This window comes from Lunatibacter salilacus, from assembly GCF_009797935.1.
Taxonomy (GTDB): domain Bacteria; phylum Bacteroidota; class Bacteroidia; order Cytophagales; family Cyclobacteriaceae; genus Lunatibacter; species Lunatibacter salilacus.
In genome coordinates, this window is record NZ_VOLC01000007.1 from 21,149 (window position 1) to 37,637 (window position 16,489).

Below are 16,489 nucleotides of genomic sequence, written 5' to 3' on the forward strand. Positions count from 1 at the left end.
TTCAATAGATTTTTAGCCCCACCGTAACCTCCAACTCTACCTCTTCTTCTAACAAACTCTCAATCTCCTCTTTTATTTTTAGGATCTGTTGTTGGTCCAGATTTTCTTCGGAAACCAGTTTGATAGCCAGCCTCAGGGGCCTCACCTGCCGTACAGAAATATCCCGAAGAATTACATTTTCTATGCGGTGTCCGTTGAGTTCGGAGATAACTGCTTTTTCCTTGACCATATCCATAAATCCAAAGAAAAGTGGCATGCTGATCAATCCTACGATAAACAGCGCATATAAAATCCCTTTTCGCGCCAACCTAAATGGACTGAATCCTAAAAACAGAAAGGCCATGGCAGCCGCCAAGACCATACCGGCCAGATTTGTCATCAACAATAGCAAGGCTCCTGAGAAAATACCCCAATCACCCCAACCCAACCCAATTCCGGAAACCGCCAGCGGAGGCACCAAGGCCACGGCTATTGCAACGCCAGCCAAGGTTTTAGCTACCTCTTCCTTGGCATGAGCATAGGCACCCGCAACTCCTGAACCTACCGCCACACCTAGATCTAACAAATTGGGCCGGACCCGGGCCATTATTTCATCATTGGGAATATTTAGCGGTGTAAGCCATGTGATAAATACCGCACATAGGTATGCAAATGACATCCCCCACAAAATGGCCTGAAAGCTGCCAACGATAAGCTTGCGGTCCTGTCTTAAAACTCCCATAGCCATAGATATGATGGGGGCCATTAATGGTGCCAAAATCATCGCACCAATAATTACGGGGGAAGAATTCCCAAACAAGCCCAAGGTTGCAATAAACGTTGAAAGTACCATCAACACCAAAAAACTGCTGCTTGCTTTCGCATTTGCCCGCAAAACCGTAAGCAATTCTTTGAACTCCTCCGTTGAGGCATGATTAATAAATGGCAATGGCCTGCCAACAAGTTCATCCCGAGCTTCTCCCCGGGGAAGAATTTCCACTTTATAGACATCCTTCACGGATGGTGTCTTCTCTACCGACAAATACTTTCCAGGCACAATCCGAATAACCTTAGGCAATACTTCCAATTCCAATTCTTGGGAGCTCAACAACGTACCGTCTAAGGTGTAGCTAATGGGTTCGTCACTAAGAATTTTAATAGATCCAGTCTTTATATGCCCTGCAAAGGGTGGCAGTTGATTTGATTTTTGTAAACGAAATAAACTGGTAATACCAAACCAAAGTAACCCAGTGATACTGCGGGGTGCCAATGCAATGACGTGCATGCGCCCATCGTTTATATATGAATCTTCAAGTACCCTTCTACTCAGCAGGCTGCTTTGCCCATGTTGCACGATGACCATGCCTAGGCATGCTGTATTTAATGGTTTTCGGTCTTTCATTTCAAGGGTGAATAAATGGGCACGCAAGACCCGAAAGAATCCAAACAAATACCCAATTCTTTCCCAAAACTTACCCCAAGCCGTTTCCTGAATAGACCCGGTCATAATGCTAAATGACTCCCCGATAACCAGCGAATTGAACACAGGTCTCCCGTTTGCCATCAGCAGGTCGATATCCATACTTTCTTCAACTGCCAATAAATGTTCTAATGAAGATTTCAATTTTCCTTCCACACCAAACCCCTGTCTGGCCTGAACCATCTTGGGATGTGGTAAGAGGCCGAGCCGCCAGTTATTTTCCATGGCAATGGGAAGTAGCTCCTTCAACTGGTCATCCGACAAGTAGGTAAGCACAAAATCTTCCATCCCCAGCTCGACAATAAGGTCATTGTTGAAGGGCAATTTCAATTTTAACTGTTCTTGTAAAGCAGGCACAATGACCTCTTCTACTTGCTCGATTTCCTTTTCATCGAAGAGTAATACAATGCTTTTCATAAAAATCAGTTTTTCCTTAAGGTTTTGAAGCAGGGTTACTTCCTATAATTTGCACCATAGGTACTAACTGCGATTTTTTAACTTGACTCATTTCATCGCTCTCTACAGAGGGATGGTTATAACTGTTTATAAAGAAAAAGCACCATTGATCAGATAGATTCCTCCATCAATTTTCCAAGGATCTGTATGGCCGCTTCCCCGAGGTTGGTTCCGGGACCGAACACGGCGCTTACTCCTTTTTCCATCAGAAATGCGTGGTCTTTTGGAGGTATTACTCCTCCCGCAACAACCATGATGTCGGACCGGCCCAATTCTCTTAGGATATCAATCAGGGCCGGCACCAAGGTTTTATGCCCACCTGCCAGGGAGGAGACGCCTACCACATGCACATCATTGTCTGTTGCCTGACGGGCTACTTCCTCGGGAGTCTGAAAAAGGGGGCCAATATCCACGTCAAAGCCAAGATCCGAAAACCCACTCGCAATAATCTTCGCGCCCCGATCATGCCCATCCTGACCTATCTTAGCTACCAACATGCGTGGCCTCCTTCCCTCCAAAGCCGCAAATTCATCTGATTTTTGTTGCGCCTTTTTGACCAGGGAAGAATCACCGGATTCACCAGCATATGCTCCTGACAAGACCCGGGTAGTGGCTTTATGCCTTCCAAAACTCTTTTCCATAGCTTCCGATATTTCACCCAAGGTAGCTCTCTCTCTTGCTGCCTCAATGGCCAATGCCAACAAATTTCCAGAATTAGCAATTCCCGCCGCTGTGATCGCTTCCAATTTCTCTGCCACCTTTTTCGGATCACGAATACGCCTTACCTCCTCCAACTTGGTAAGCTGTGTCTCCCGCACCTGGTCATTGTCCACCTCTAACAGGTCAAAATCCTCGCCGTCCTTTTGCTTATATCGGTTGACGCCAACTATTATGTCCTTCCCTCCATCAATTCTTGCCTGTTTTTTCGCCGCCGATTCCTCTATTCGCAATTTAGGTACCCCTTTTTCTATAGCATTTGGCATTCCGCCCAGCGCCTCTATTTCCTCTAGATGCTTTTCGGCCCTTTTGATCAAATTACCCGTCAGGTATTCCAGATAATAAGAACCCGCCCAAGGATCAATGGTTTGCGTCAAGCCGGATTCCTGCTGCAAAAAGAGCTGGGTGTCTCTGGCAATTTTAGCGGAAAACGGTGTGGGTAAAGCCATAGCCTCATCGAAGGAGTTTGTATGCAGGGACTGAGTATGTCCCAAGACCGCCGCCAATGCCTCCACGGTAGTTCGGGCTATATTGTTCAAGGGATCCTGCTGTGTCAGTGACCATCCGGAAGTCTGGCAATGGGTCCTCAATGCCATGGATTTGTCACGTTTGGCTCCCATGCTTTTCATAAGTTTTGCCCAAAGCACCCGCCCGGCTCTTAGCTTGGCAATTTCCATAAAATGGTTCATCCCAATTGCCCAGAAAAAAGATAATCTGGGTGCAAACGCATCAATGTCCAAACCGGCTTCTATCCCTGCCTTTACATAGGCAAGCCCATCGGCCAGTGTATAAGCCAATTCCAAATCCGCAGAGGCCCCTGCCTCATGCATGTGGTATCCGGAGATGGATATGGAATTGAATTTGGGCATGAACTCTGCGGTATACCGAAAAATATCCGCAACGATCCGCATGGATGGAGCCGGGGGATAGATGTAGGTATTCCGGACCATAAATTCTTTTAATATATCGTTTTGAATGGTCCCAGTAAGCTTGTCAGCAGAGACGCCTTGCTCCTCCGCCGCCACTACAAAGAAGGCTAGAATTGGAATTACGGCTCCGTTCATGGTCATGGAAACTGACATCTGATCCAAGGGAATCCCATCAAAAAGCACCTTCATATCCTCTACCGTATCAATTGCTACTCCTGCCTTGCCCACGTCTCCGGTTACTCGTGGATGGTCGGAATCGTAGCCTCTGTGGGTCGGTAAATCAAAGGCCACGGATAAACCCTTCTGCCCTGCTGTCAAATTGTGCCGGTAGAATTTATTGGATTCCTCGGCGGTTGAAAAACCCGCATATTGCCTGATGGTCCAGGGACGAGTCAGGTACATGGACGCATAGGGGCCCCGTAAAAACGGAGGAACCCCGGCAATGGAGTCCAGAAAGGTGAATACGCTGATATCAGCTATCTTGAATTGGGAGTGAATCGGAATTCCCTCCGGGCTTTCCCATGTGGTTCCGGTATTCTCCACGTCTTTCGAAGGTTGGAATTCCTTCCAAACGAACCCCTCAATATGTTTTTTCAAAAGGGGGATGGTTTGCCTGATGATCGCATCGACGAGGTTTTCCAACAAAAACGCCCCAGCCAAAGGATCATTGACCTTGTCCAGATAGGCTTCGTCCTTTAAAAGCAAACTGATAGAGCGGGCGATCCTATTTGCAAATGAAATGGGTTTTTTCCCTTGAAAATCAACTGGCCGAATCAGGATGCCGTCCGCACTTCCCAACACGGCGGCCACCGACGCCGATGTTAGGCTGATAAGGGTTTTATAGGGATCTTGATTTTCTTTACCATGCGCAAGAGGTAAAGCCATCAAATAAAAATCTCTTGGCAAAAAATTAATTCGGTAGTGGGAAGCAAAATGGGAATAGATTATCTTTATAGCCCTTAGCTTGGCTATTTGTGAGGTAAAATGAGACCCAACCGGGGATTGGTACCAGAAGTTATTGAAAATTTCAACCGGGTAATAGCTGCTTTTCAACGTTTCCGTTAATCGGACCATTTTTCCAATCAAGAAATCTACTTCATTTAGAATGCCGCCGGATTGAGAAGCCTCTATCCCCAGACATCTAAATTCAGGAAAAGCCATCCATTCCCCAAAAACAGAGTCTTCTGACATTCTTTTGAAGAGATCATCCTCAAGTTGTTCTTTCCGCCATATAAATCCACCCTTGATTTTTTCAGAGTTATACTCTTCTTTTCGGAGATATTCCAAGAAATTACGCATACCGTGTTCCGCATCCGAAGAAAAAGCTATCCAAATTGATATATACTCCACTGAAACTCCCTGTAGAAGCTTACTCCAGTCCACTGATCCGGATAGATTCAGATAAAGGCTATCTGCCCCCCCGTTTAACGCCTCCAGGATTTCCAGATTTGCCTCACTTTCGCTTTCCACAGAAATAGGTGCCAAATTATCCCAGTCCCGTGGGCGTTGGGTCTCTTCGGAGTAGTTCCGATTTAACATATTATCAAATACCTTCAAGGAATCCACTGCTTCTGCAGCAATATAAAAAGGGCGAATGTCAAGATCCTTTTCCAACTTTATGGTCAGCGCACTTTCTGGCAAGCCTTCTCGTTGGATCAGCCCCAACCAGTCCTTTTTTGTCTTTTCCGCAAACCACTCTTTGGCATTTTTTGTCATAGGTATATTTATCCGCATCTTTGTAAAAATGCCTTATTCAAAAATAGGGCTTTTGATTGCCAATTCCGATTAATAGAAAATCAATTTTCCAAGCATGGCTCCACGCTGCAACAAACCTAGGCCTCTTTCCCATTACTATTTGCTTTTTATGCTTCCCCTGATTTTGGGTTGTGGCAGGTATCAATCAACGGGATATACTGCCGCCATACACCCCGTTTCGGAAAATGCGGCAAGTGATGAAGAGTTGGTTGCTTTCATTAGACCCTTCAAAGAAAATCTCGAAAAAGAAATGAATACGGTAATCGGTCAGTCACGGAAGGAGCTAAACACCAAAGGTACCGGGGAAACAACACTTGGGAATTTGGTGGCCGACTTGCAAAAAGAATTTGCGAAAGAAAAATTTGACACGCAGGTGGATATTTCTGTTATGAATAACGGAGGATTGAGAAACACTCTCCCAGAAGGTGACATAACATTAGGTAATATTTATGAACTGTCCCCTTTTGAAAATTACCTGTATCTCTTGGAATTGGATGGGGAAGGTATTGCCGAGTTGGCTACCTATGCGGTTGCTAAAAAGAACCTGGGCTTGTCCGGATTAACTTTGATTGCCGAAGATAACAAGCTGGTAGCTTTTGAGGTAAACGGAGAAGCCGTTGATCCGGCTAAAAAGTATACGGTGGCGATCAATGATTACCTGGCAAATGGTGGAGACTATATGGATTTCCTGCCCGGCAAAACACGCTTAATTGCCTCAGAATACCTGATCCGAGACCTGATGATCTACAAAATAAAAGAGCGAAGTAAGGACGGCCTTGTTTTGGACGCGGAAATCGAGGGTAGACAAAAATATAACTGACACTCATGGACAGAAGAAAATTTATACAAAAAAGCTTGGTGGCTTCCGGTGCGCTGGGCCTTGGCCAGTCAGTTTTGTCCGGAGAGGCAACAGCCTCCCCATCGATGGAGCGAATTTGCATCCTGCATACCAATGACCTGCACTCCAGAATTCATGCGTTTCCAGATGATGGCGGGAGTTTTGCCAATCAGGGCGGCATGGCCAAGCTTGGGAATATGGTGGAAACGATTCGGGCTAAGGAAAAAAATCTGCTTCTGTTGGATGCGGGGGATATTTTTCAGGGCACCCCTTATTTTAATGTATATGGAGGAGAGCTGGAATTCAGACTGATGAGCATAATCGGCTATGATGCTTCTACATTGGGTAATCATGATTTTGACAACGGCTTGGAGGGCTTTCATAAGCAACTGCACCACGCCAAATTTCCTTTTATCAATTCAAATTATGACTTTAGCCGAACCCTACTGGCCAACCATATCGCACCATATAAAGTCATACGAAAGGGCAGGATCAAAGTAGGGATCTTTGGTTTGGGAATAGAACTGAGGGGCTTGGTACCTGACAAAAGTTATGGTCAAACACGTTATTTAGACCCAGTAGGTGTAGCACAAGATATGGTGCAGGAACTAAAGGGGAAAGGGTGTAACCTTATTATCTGTCTATCACATCTTGGTTTTTCCTATAGAACGGCGAAAATTGACGATCAAAAGTTGGCTAGCCAAGTGGGGGGCATAGATCTTATTATCGGAGGTCATACCCACAGTTTTTTGGAACAGCCTGTAGAGGTCAGAGGACCGGGTGGACACCTCACTGTAGTCAATCAGGCGGGTAGATCCGCGCTGCGGTTGGGCAGGCTAAATTACGAGTTCAAAAAAAATCAAAAAATAAAAACCGCTTTATCAGAGAATCTAGCGATAAAGTAAAAAAGTCAAGTGAAAATGGATTTTTTATTTCATTATATTTTTAACAATTTTGTTTCCCTTCTTCAGGAGTAGGAGGATTTTTATAACTTTCTAGTAGCTTACTATCAAATGAGTTCAGAGGCAAATGCTATATGGATGGAGTGTTTGCGTGTCATCGAAAAACACGTAAATGAACAGAGCTTTTCTACTTGGTTTAGTCCCATAAGCCCAGTTAGAATGGACGGTTCCACCTTGACTATTCAGGTGCCCAGCCAGTTTTTTTACGAGTGGATAGAAGAAAATTACGTAGACGTACTAAAGCTTGCGATCAAAACCGTCATGGGTCCAAATGGTAAGCTAGAATATGCAGTTGTTGTCGATAGGGGGAATTCCCAAAACCAACCCTATGTAGTCAGCTATCCCCAAGGAACCAATGCCCCCAAACGGGTAAAAGATAAGCAGGCCGTGATTGCGGGTGCTGATCAGAGTCCGTTTGATTTACCGACCTTGGATTCAGAGACTACCCTGCAATCCAACCTGATTCCCAACAATACCTTTAGTTCGTTTATCGAAGGCGATTGCAACCGGCTGGCCCGATCTGCGGGATATGCCGTGGCCAACAAACCCGGGATTACCTCGTTCAATCCACTCTTGATTTATGGAGGGGTAGGATTGGGCAAAACCCACTTGGTACAGGCGATTGGAAACGAAATAAAAAACAATCTGGAGGACAAGTTTGTGCTGTACGTTTCTTCCGAAAAGTTTGTGAATCAGTTTCTGGACGCAATCAAAGATGGTAACATCAAGTCATTCACCAACTTCTATATGCAGGTGGATGTGTTGATTATTGATGACATCCAATTTTTGGCTGGGAAAGGAAGGACACAGGAAATGTTTTTCCATATTTTTAACCATTTGCATCAAAACAAGAAGCAGATTGTCATGACTTCCGACTGTGCCCCCAAAGATCTGATGGGCTTGGAGGAAAGATTGCTTTCCCGTTTTAAGTGGGGTCTTACGACAGACCTGCAGATGCCTGACTTTGAAACCCGGGTGGCTATCATCAAACGGAAAATGCAGAGTGAGGGAATCATCTTCCCTGAGGATGTCATTGAATACCTGGCGTACACCGTTGATACCAATGTCCGTGAACTGGAGGGTGTATTGATCTCCATGATTGCGCACGCTTCATTGAGTAGGGTGGAAATTGACCTTAGCTTGGCCAAGTCCATCATGAAAAATATCGTGAAAGACATAGAGACCGAGGTTGGGATAGACTTTATCCAAAAAACCTGTGCCGACTACTACGATATTAAGCTAGTCGACCTTAAGGCCAAGACCCGTAAAAAGGAAATTGTCACGGCCAGACAGGTGGCCATGTATTTTTCAAAAGAATTCACCAACCACTCACTGAAGTCAATCGGCTACCACTTTGGAGGCAGGGATCACAGCACTGTCATTCATGCGGTACAGACCGTCAACGATTTGATAGAAACGGATACGACCTTCAAGGCCGCCGTGACCGAGCTCCGCAAAAAATTCAAAATGCGGTCGTATTGACCGGTTCGCTACAGTGAACCACCTTAGTTGATAGCCACGAATACACGAATTTTTTGTTTGCCAAATGGGTCATTTTTTGATAGTTGTGGTGGATTTTGCATGTTCTCAACAAAAAACTCGGTGGGGAAACGACTTTAAATGGGCTAAAACACATAGAGTACTAATAAAAAAACCTATGTGAACTATGTTTCTATGTGGCTTTTCATTTTTAAATTCTTTGGGTAAGCACCTCCTTTGCGGTCATTTTTGAGAATTTCCTAACTAGGTTTTGTGTCTAAATGATTCAATACACAAATTAGAAAAATTTAAAATATTTTTTATATCCATTAAAATGTATTTTATTACGTTATATTTGTTTTTTGAATTAGTAATTCATTAATTAGACGGTGATAAGGGGGAGATTATTGGCAGCGGATTTAAGCTGTGTACTACGTGGAGATTGGGTAAGACAGCCTGCTTTTATTAATAAAGGGAGATCCCTCACCCAGATAAGTAATCACTTTTCGGAGACAGCTACAAATTATAGTCTTATTTTCATAAAAAATCCAGGGCGATTATTTACTGAGAACTTATTACCCGACACCTTCATTTGGTCGACTATTCCCACTATTACATCCCGTCAAGGAATTCCCAAGACATTAAACACCTGCTTTTAGCAACAACATATTTTACTCATATAACAAACCAAATTATTCACCGAACCTTTATACGATGAAAAAGACAGCACTTTTCCTTTGCCTCATGATGGCCCACCTTGCTTTATTTGGGCAAAAGCTCCCCGACAATACCCAAGTAAAATGGGGAAATGAACAGAAGTTCAACAAAAAAATGACGCTTATTGAAGTAGCCGCACAGGATGAGACAGGTTACTATTTTATTAAAAGAAGTTTGGGCTTTAGTTTTGCCACAGAAAAAACACTCCCATTTTTGGAAAAATATGACAAAAATCTAAATCTGGTGAAAGGGGTGGATTTTTCAAAATATGACCTGCCAGGAAAGCCAAAATTTGAAAAGTTTGTAGTTTGGAACAATCAACTATGGCTTTTTTATACTACCGATCCAGGAAATAATAAGGAGGAAGGTCTTTACAGAATAGCCGTTGATCCCAAAACCCTTACTTTGGTAGGTGAAAGCCACTTCATACTTCCATCCAGCAAAAATTCTGTCAAACCATCAATCAGCCTAAAATCATTAGTAAATATCAAAATTACCAAGTCATTATTCCATATTTTCCCTTCTTCGGAGCAAGGTAAACTACTCGTAGTTCATGAAGAGCCAAAAACGGAGAAAAATCAAAAATTGATCCACGTATTGGTTTTGGATCATGATTTCAATACCGTATTGACCAAATCTGAAAATATTTTGGCTCAATCAAGTAATATAGAATTGGTGGATGCAATATTGGACAGTAATGGTAATGTACATTTATTGAGCAACGATTTGATTGACAAAAGCATCATCACATCGAGGGAAAACTCCTACTTCACCTTAATTAGCATACCAGCCAACGGCCCCCAGGCACTGCATAAAAAACTGGATTTGGCCAATTATCAGATTTTTAATGCAAGGATTAAGGCAAACTTGGAGGGGCACCTTTATTTTGGAGGGTTCTACACCCAAGCAAAGTCCAATAGAAGTACCGGGGGAACCTATTTATTAAAATTGAATGGTAACGATCAGCGAATCCTAAGTCAAGAAATGGAAGAATTTGAGGAATCATTCCTTACCAGTGGACTAAAAAATCGGGATGCAAAAAAGGTGTCGAAAAATCTTGACAAAGGCAAATCTGTCGAAGATGCCTCTTTTTTTCTCGACGAAATTATTATCAAGGAAGATGGATCAGTGGCACTGATAGGGGAAGAACGAGATAGCCAATTTAAAGGATTCCAAACGTCTAATGCCGTACCTAGTTCACAAATACCAATCGAAAACAGAAATGCTGGCTTAAACAACAACAATACCATCAATTTGCCTGTATATGAATTCCGTAGGATCGTAATATCCGAATTTGATGCTAATGGAAAAAGAAAATGGGCGACAAAAATTGTAAAGGATCAGTATTCCAGGTCTGATGATGGCATTTACTTTTCGTACTCTGTTTCTTTGATTAACAATAATCTCTATTTCATTTTTAACGACAACTTGAAAAATCTGGGTTATAATGGCAATGGGAAGGTCGAAAGATTTACTCCCATACAAATGAAAGACCAAATGATAAGCCTGGTTAAACTGGACAAGGAGGGCAATATTACGAGAAGCGCACTATCCGTTCAAAATGCCAATAACCTAATGACAATAACTCCGGTCAATACAAAAACAGGATCGCATGAAATGGTGATTTATGGGCTACGTAAGAAAACCTATCGGTTGGCTAAGTTGACTTTTGATCCCAGCATGATGGCATCGGAGTAAAGAAAGACAAAATTTCGACCTTTTATAAACTGGGGAAACTCTACTTAGAAAATACCAATTTCGCCTATGCGCTTAGCAGAACACCTGATGTCGGCAATCTACGGGAAACGTTTGTCCTAAATCAGCTTTTCAACAGTGGTCATGAGGTTCACTATCCGAAAATGGGTGACTTCACGGTGGGGAAACATACCTTTGAGGTTGGGGGTAGTAAGAAAGGCTCCAAACAGATCGTAGCGTTAGAAAACGCCTATATTCTTGCAGACAATACCCTAGTTGGATTTGGAAATAAAATTCCGATTTGGCTGTTTGGAATTTTATACTGAGTACTACATAAAGTATTGGTTCGGCTTGTTGCTTACTGTATCATCAAATAGGCAAGGATTTTATCATGTATTATATTTCCGCTTTCGCAAAACTAATAGATACCCATAATAACTCAAAAAGAACCATAGATCCTTGCAGGATTGTATAAACTTGGCTAAAACTTTCTAACTCAACCTAATTAGCCTTCCAACCTATTATTTAATCAACTGTTTCGCTATATCAATTTTCGCCAATTCCAACCGGTAGTTTCTTTCACTTTCCAACCAAAAGCTTGCTGGAATATCCAGTGCCCATTCCAATTGGATGGCTGTTTCCGGTGTGATGGCAGCCTTGCCTTGGATGATTTCGTTGATGGTCTTGACAGGTCTCCCCATCCTCTTGGCCAGGTCTGTTTGGGAAATCCCTTTCAAACCAATAGTGATCAATTGGGTTCCGAAGTCTTTAAATAACTTTTTCATTTTTGCCAAGAATTCCTTAATTTAATCGGTAAATAAAGTATATCCATCTTCACTGATCAAAAAAATCCACCCCCATGCACCCTTATATTCCCCATCTCTTGGAAGATATAATGAAAGCCCATCGGGAGGACGGGCCTCTTGCAGAAACCCATTCCTCCGGAGATGATTTGGAGGACCACTTTGAGGAGGTGGAAAGGTGGTTAAGTGCTGAAGAGCCGCCGCATACTTTTGGTTATTACTGCGGGCTGAAAGCCGAGGATTTCCCACCCCCGGATCAACTTACAATCAGTGACATGAAACTGGTTTCAACGGCCTTTGAAAAAATGATGTTCACATGGAACCTTGACATCAGCTTTCCGGAGAAACTGCCGGTACCGATTGCCTACAAAATGTTGGTGGAACTGTTGGATACCAAAACCATGATTGCGAACTGTGGTGTTGTCGGCTTCGATTTTTGCAATGGAGATCCTTCGGATTGTGTTTTTAAGGAATATTGCTCATGCCTAGAACATTTGAATGACGATACCGACTTTTCAGATCCCCTTCCTGATCGCGATGATGAAGATTTGCCTTTCTAAGAAGTCCTGTTTGTTTTTAAACTAATATCTTACCAGGCAAATTCAGTGGATGCTGTCGTAGCCTGAGATGAACAAAAATCTTTGATCTAGAGCAATTCTGCCAACATCCATGCTAAACCAGATTGTCATCCCGGTTTTTTCAAGATGGCTTTTTTCTAACAATCTAGTATTTATGTACAACAGCCTGAAATCGTTATAAAAAAGGTGAAGTCACATGCTATTCCAGTGATTAAAATCACAATAACGTTAAAACTTTCTTCCGTTAGGTAGGTTATCAAATAAAAGGTAACCAGATTCCCAAATTACAATTTGGAATTTTTGAACCACAAAAGGTTACTTACCTAGCAATTTGAAATTTATATAGCAATAGTAAAATCCATGAAGAAGTTTAAAAAATCCGAAATAGTATTGATGTTATTGGTGGTAGTCCTGATTGGGGTGTCTGAATACTATTTTTTAATAGCAAATGAACCACTCAAAGCCATTTTTATCGGCTTATGGTGCCCGACCATTTTGGGCTTTGTAATCATCTTTAACATGAAAAAGTAAAATGGAAAACATAGACGTAATTATACTAACATTATTAGTGGTAATATCCTTTGTAGTTTTTATTGTAACTTCTGTCAAGGAATTCACCAAAATGGAGGATAAGCCCTATGAGTTCGAAAAGGCATCCGGTTTTACCAGAGCAGCCTTGTTCAATGTACTGAGTTCATTATTTGACGACGATGAAATACCTGAAAAAACCAGGGAAAAATACAAAAACAAACTAAAACGCACCATCTCTGATATGGAAACAGGCGGGGTGTATTTCGATGAACAAGCCAAAACGTCCCTAGGAAAAAGCGAGATTCAAAAAGGTGCTGAGGGGGAAAATAAAACTTAAATCTTTTATCCAACAATCTAATTCATAGATAAACGAAGTCACAGAATATTTACAAAAACTTGGAAATAACTCCACACTGCCGACCCCACACTTGATCAAACTTTTTTCTTTCAATTCTTCCTCCATTATCCCAGAGGTATTGTTCCCGTGTATGCTTCTATTACAGCGACGTAATGTGGATTTTAGGTATTTATAAAAAAGGCTATCGAAGGAAGGATTATATCCATCAATGGAAATCAATTCAAATAAAATTTTGTATTATTGTCTATACGTAAAGGTATATATTACACAACCATGGAAAAGACAGCTATTATATTAAAGAATGGAAATTGTCAAGCCGTTAGGATGCCGAAAAAATTCAATACCCCTGAAATCCAATTTTCCATCCGCACGAAAGGATCTTCAATATTACTCTCCCCAAAAACCAGCTCCTGGGAGAATGTGAAACAAAGTCTTGCAGAATACTCGGATGACTTTATGAAGGATGGCCGTAATCAACCTCCAATAGGAAAAAAAGATTTATTCTGATGTATTTTATACGTTCTCAGATGTATCTATATGATTTAAAATTATAACCTGTAGTAATGCGCATCCCAAATTCATTGAAGGAGTTTGGGGGTTAGTAAATTGAGAATTGGTCAATTCAAATTTTTACTTATAGTAATTCAATGGACTTATTTTCCGTCGCAGTCAGTTATCTTGAAAGCATAGACCCCATACTCGCCGCTTTATATGCCACCTTGTTTACCTGGTTTATAACAGCACTTGGGGCCGCATGTGTGTTTTTTTTCAAGCAAATGAACAACAACACGCTTGACGGTATGCTGGGGTTTACGGGGGGCGTAATGGTTGCGGCAAGTGTTTGGAGTTTACTTATTCCAGCTATAGACATGAGCGAAGGAACCGGCTTTGAAAAGGTTATCCCTGCTGTTTCTGGATTTCTAATTGGTAGTTTCTTTCTTTTGGGTATAGACAAACTTCTTCCACACCTGCATGTCAACTTTCAGCTGGAGGAAGGAATTAAGACTCCCTGGCAGAAAACCACTCTTATGATTCTTGCCATCACACTTCACAATATACCGGAAGGGCTAGCAATAGGAGTGATTTTTGGAGGGGTTGCTGCAGGTCTCTCAGAAGCTACGATTTCTGATGGAGTAATTCTAGCTATTGCTATCGGACTCCAGAACTTCCCTGAGGGTATAGCTGTAGCCATGCCATTACGCCGGATGGGCTTGAGTAGAAAAAAGAGCTTTCTATATGGCCAAGCTTCCGCTCTTGTAGAACCTATTGCAGGAGTAATTGGCGCTGTAGCGGTGTCTATGTTCATACCAATTCTCCCCTATGCCTTGGCATTTGCTGCCGGTGCCATGATATTTGTGGTAGTGGAGGAGGTTATTCCGGAAGCACAACAAAATAAAAATTCAGATATTGCTACTATTGGGTTTATTGGTGGGTTTCTGGTGATGATGACACTTGACGTAGTGTTGGGATAAGACAAAACAGAAGAGAAATATTTCAATGGCTAAATGCCAGACATGCTGGTTAATCAAGCCTGTCACAATTGCCGTAAAAAAAATAAAGAGGAGAGCCACAAGCATTCCGCTCCTCCTGTGTATTACCGGCCCGGGCTGATCCGGTATACTGACAAAAAAGCTCCCAGGGAAAGAATGAGTCCGCTCGATAAATCATTGAACCACGCAAATATCAGAGCAGGCAATAAAATACCCAAAGAGATTTTCAATCCGCCGCCAAGATATTGACCAAAGAAATAACTTTTTATTTGCTGGATTTGATAGTAGCTCATAGGTTTACTGTAATTTACCTTTTAATATTTTAATCTTTGGGGAAGGATTTTTTTTCTAAGTAACAGGGAAAAGACGGGGAAAGCTAATGATCTCTGCTATAAATGTCTGCCCATACATGAAAGTACCTATTCTTTCAGTACCATTCCAATAAGTAAAAATCACCTAAAATAAAGCAAACTGTCTTTTTAAAATAAGTATAATTCCTTTCCACAGAAATATTGTTTATCTTTGTGATAAATATGCATCAGCCTTATTTAGGTTTCCCTAATTTCTAAATATTTGAAAATGATAGAACTTATGTTTGGTTTATATTCAGCTTTCGTTGATTTTAGATTGATCAGAAACAGGTTCTCTTTTCCACCAATCAAAAATAAGATCATCTTTCCGAATCTTGCAGGCATCCACGGGTGTGCCTAGCCTGTCCTATTAACTTTATTCGCCACCTTTTTGCTATTGTAAAAAACTCGTAGAATAAAGTTCTTTTTACTTAGGACCAATTATCATCTTAATCATTATTCATTCGGCAAACTAATACCTCTATATTATTGGCAGGTATTATTGTGTGTATTTAAAATTATTATAATGGCGAAATTTGGAAAAAGTTTAAAAGAACCTACTAAAAATATAAAAGAGAAAAAACAAGAGAAAATTTTGAAAAAGATAGAAGAAAAAATAAACAAGAAGCGAAATAAAAGATAAATTTCTTGGTAATAAGAGTCAGCCGTGAAAGGCTGGCTTTTTTCCATACACATGGTGTAACCTATCCATTATTTTATTCATTTGCAGCGTTGTATCTTAAGATTATAGCTTCTACTCCAGAAATTTCCGATATTTCCTTTCGTATTAAATATTAAAATATTAATTAAAATCAATTAGTGAATGTTTACTATCTAAATTGCAAACCATGAAGACAATTGACAACATCATTATAACAAAATCAGACCAAACTAGAATCCGAAACTATTTCGCAAAAAATAAATATGGTTTCGAGCTCAGAAACAACTTAAAAATTGTGGAGGAAAAACTTTACTTCAAACCTGTGGATTCCAAGAAAGTTCCTCCAACAGTGGTCACAATGAACTCTAAAGTTAAAGTCAAAAATTTAATGCTTAATAAATCTTTTGAATTGGAACTTGTATATCCGGATGCCGTTGACGTGTCGAACCAAAAGATATCTATATTTAGTCCTATTGGAGCCTCTATGTTCGGTCATTCACAGGGTAGTGAATTTGCATGGGCAGGACAAAACGGCAAAATTAAATTTACTATCGAAAAAATTGTATATCAGCCAGAATCTGCAGGAGACTACCATTTATGATGCTTGAAATTTCCTTTAACTTATCCGAATTACAGGAATTTGCAAATCTGAGATTTCTGGATGTTAAAAAATAAAACTAATAGCTCTATAATTAGCCCCACAGTTAAAAA

Annotated in this window: 12 protein-coding genes; 9 read left to right on the top strand and 3 right to left on the bottom strand. The window is 41.3% G+C overall.

The genetic code is table 11. The annotated features are described in order from the left end of the window. Position 1 precedes the first annotated feature (1 nt). Both FQ608_RS10860 and scpA read right to left on the bottom strand, forming a co-directional pair. Complete coding sequence (locus FQ608_RS10860) at positions 2-1,876, bottom strand: DUF389 domain-containing protein (RefSeq protein WP_158858264.1); 1,875 nt, start codon at positions 1,874-1,876, stop codon at positions 2-4. A gap of 149 nt (positions 1,877-2,025) precedes the next feature. Further along, positions 2,026-5,277 carry a methylmalonyl-CoA mutase gene (gene scpA, locus FQ608_RS27890; RefSeq protein ID WP_158858265.1) on the bottom strand — a complete coding sequence of 1,084 codons (3,252 nt, stop codon included), beginning with the start codon at positions 5,275-5,277 and terminating at the stop codon, positions 2,026-2,028. 94 nt (positions 5,278-5,371) lie between these two features. Between scpA and FQ608_RS10870 the strand changes: the two genes are divergently transcribed. The 4 genes from FQ608_RS10870 (at position 5,372) to FQ608_RS10885 (ending at position 11,010) form a co-directional block, all read left to right on the top strand. After that, positions 5,372-6,136, top strand: coding sequence for a 5'-nucleotidase C-terminal domain-containing protein (locus tag FQ608_RS10870; protein WP_158858266.1), 765 nt, complete (start codon positions 5,372-5,374; stop codon positions 6,134-6,136). 5 nt (positions 6,137-6,141) lie between these two features. Continuing rightward, positions 6,142-7,059, top strand: a complete 918-nt coding sequence (locus FQ608_RS10875; protein ID WP_158858267.1) for a bifunctional metallophosphatase/5'-nucleotidase — start codon at positions 6,142-6,144, stop codon at positions 7,057-7,059. A gap of 108 nt (positions 7,060-7,167) precedes the next feature. Then, a complete protein-coding gene (dnaA, locus tag FQ608_RS10880; protein WP_158858268.1) occupies positions 7,168-8,598 on the top strand; it encodes a chromosomal replication initiator protein DnaA in 1,431 nt (476 codons plus the stop codon). A gap of 711 nt (positions 8,599-9,309) precedes the next feature. Beyond that, positions 9,310-11,010 (top strand): hypothetical protein, encoded by a 1,701-nt coding sequence (locus FQ608_RS10885; protein ID WP_158858269.1) that lies wholly within the window; start codon positions 9,310-9,312, stop codon positions 11,008-11,010. Between the two features lie 518 nt (positions 11,011-11,528). Here the strand turns inward: FQ608_RS10885 and FQ608_RS10895 are convergent. Beyond that, positions 11,529-11,792: a helix-turn-helix transcriptional regulator gene (locus FQ608_RS10895; RefSeq protein ID WP_158858271.1), complete on the bottom strand. Its 264-nt coding sequence runs from the start codon at positions 11,790-11,792 to the stop codon at positions 11,529-11,531. A 74-nt stretch (positions 11,793-11,866) separates the two neighbouring features. Here FQ608_RS10895 and FQ608_RS10900 point away from each other — a divergent pair, with 74 nt between their 5' ends. The 5 genes from FQ608_RS10900 to FQ608_RS10915 all read left to right on the top strand — a co-directional run bounded on the left by FQ608_RS10900 (position 11,867) and on the right by FQ608_RS10915 (position 16,379). Continuing rightward, positions 11,867-12,370: a hypothetical protein gene (locus FQ608_RS10900; protein WP_158858272.1), complete on the top strand. Its 504-nt coding sequence runs from the start codon at positions 11,867-11,869 to the stop codon at positions 12,368-12,370. A gap of 378 nt (positions 12,371-12,748) precedes the next feature. Further along, on the top strand, positions 12,749-12,919 hold the full coding sequence (locus FQ608_RS27235; RefSeq protein ID WP_199856364.1) for a hypothetical protein: 171 nt from the start codon (positions 12,749-12,751) through the stop codon (positions 12,917-12,919). 1 nt (position 12,920) lies between these two features. Next, positions 12,921-13,256, top strand: a complete 336-nt coding sequence (locus tag FQ608_RS10905; protein ID WP_158858273.1) for a hypothetical protein — start codon at positions 12,921-12,923, stop codon at positions 13,254-13,256. Between the two features lie 668 nt (positions 13,257-13,924). Further along, positions 13,925-14,749, top strand: a complete 825-nt coding sequence (locus tag FQ608_RS10910) for a ZIP family metal transporter (protein WP_158858274.1) — start codon at positions 13,925-13,927, stop codon at positions 14,747-14,749. Between the two features lie 1,216 nt (positions 14,750-15,965). Beyond that, complete coding sequence (locus FQ608_RS10915) at positions 15,966-16,379, top strand: GreA/GreB family elongation factor (protein WP_158858275.1); 414 nt, start codon at positions 15,966-15,968, stop codon at positions 16,377-16,379. Positions 16,380-16,489 lie beyond the last annotated feature (110 nt).

Excerpts from the sequence above, each read along its gene's own strand:
- FQ608_RS10860 (WP_158858264.1), bottom strand. The coding sequence starts at position 1,876 with ATGAAAAGCATTGTATTACTCTTCGATGAAAAGGAAATCGAGCAAGTA.
- scpA (WP_158858265.1), bottom strand. The coding sequence starts at position 5,277 with ATGACAAAAAATGCCAAAGAGTGGTTTGCGGAAAAGACAAAAAAGGAC.
- FQ608_RS10870 (WP_158858266.1), top strand. The coding sequence starts at position 5,372 with ATGGCTCCACGCTGCAACAAACCTAGGCCTCTTTCCCATTACTATTTG.
- FQ608_RS10875 (WP_158858267.1), top strand. The coding sequence starts at position 6,142 with ATGGACAGAAGAAAATTTATACAAAAAAGCTTGGTGGCTTCCGGTGCG.
- dnaA (WP_158858268.1), top strand. The coding sequence starts at position 7,168 with ATGAGTTCAGAGGCAAATGCTATATGGATGGAGTGTTTGCGTGTCATC.
- FQ608_RS10885 (WP_158858269.1), top strand. The coding sequence starts at position 9,310 with ATGAAAAAGACAGCACTTTTCCTTTGCCTCATGATGGCCCACCTTGCT.
- FQ608_RS10895 (WP_158858271.1), bottom strand. The coding sequence starts at position 11,792 with ATGAAAAAGTTATTTAAAGACTTCGGAACCCAATTGATCACTATTGGT.
- FQ608_RS10900 (WP_158858272.1), top strand. The coding sequence starts at position 11,867 with ATGCACCCTTATATTCCCCATCTCTTGGAAGATATAATGAAAGCCCAT.
- FQ608_RS27235 (WP_199856364.1), top strand. The coding sequence starts at position 12,749 with ATGAAGAAGTTTAAAAAATCCGAAATAGTATTGATGTTATTGGTGGTA.
- FQ608_RS10905 (WP_158858273.1), top strand. The coding sequence starts at position 12,921 with ATGGAAAACATAGACGTAATTATACTAACATTATTAGTGGTAATATCC.
- FQ608_RS10910 (WP_158858274.1), top strand. The coding sequence starts at position 13,925 with ATGGACTTATTTTCCGTCGCAGTCAGTTATCTTGAAAGCATAGACCCC.
- FQ608_RS10915 (WP_158858275.1), top strand. The coding sequence starts at position 15,966 with ATGAAGACAATTGACAACATCATTATAACAAAATCAGACCAAACTAGA.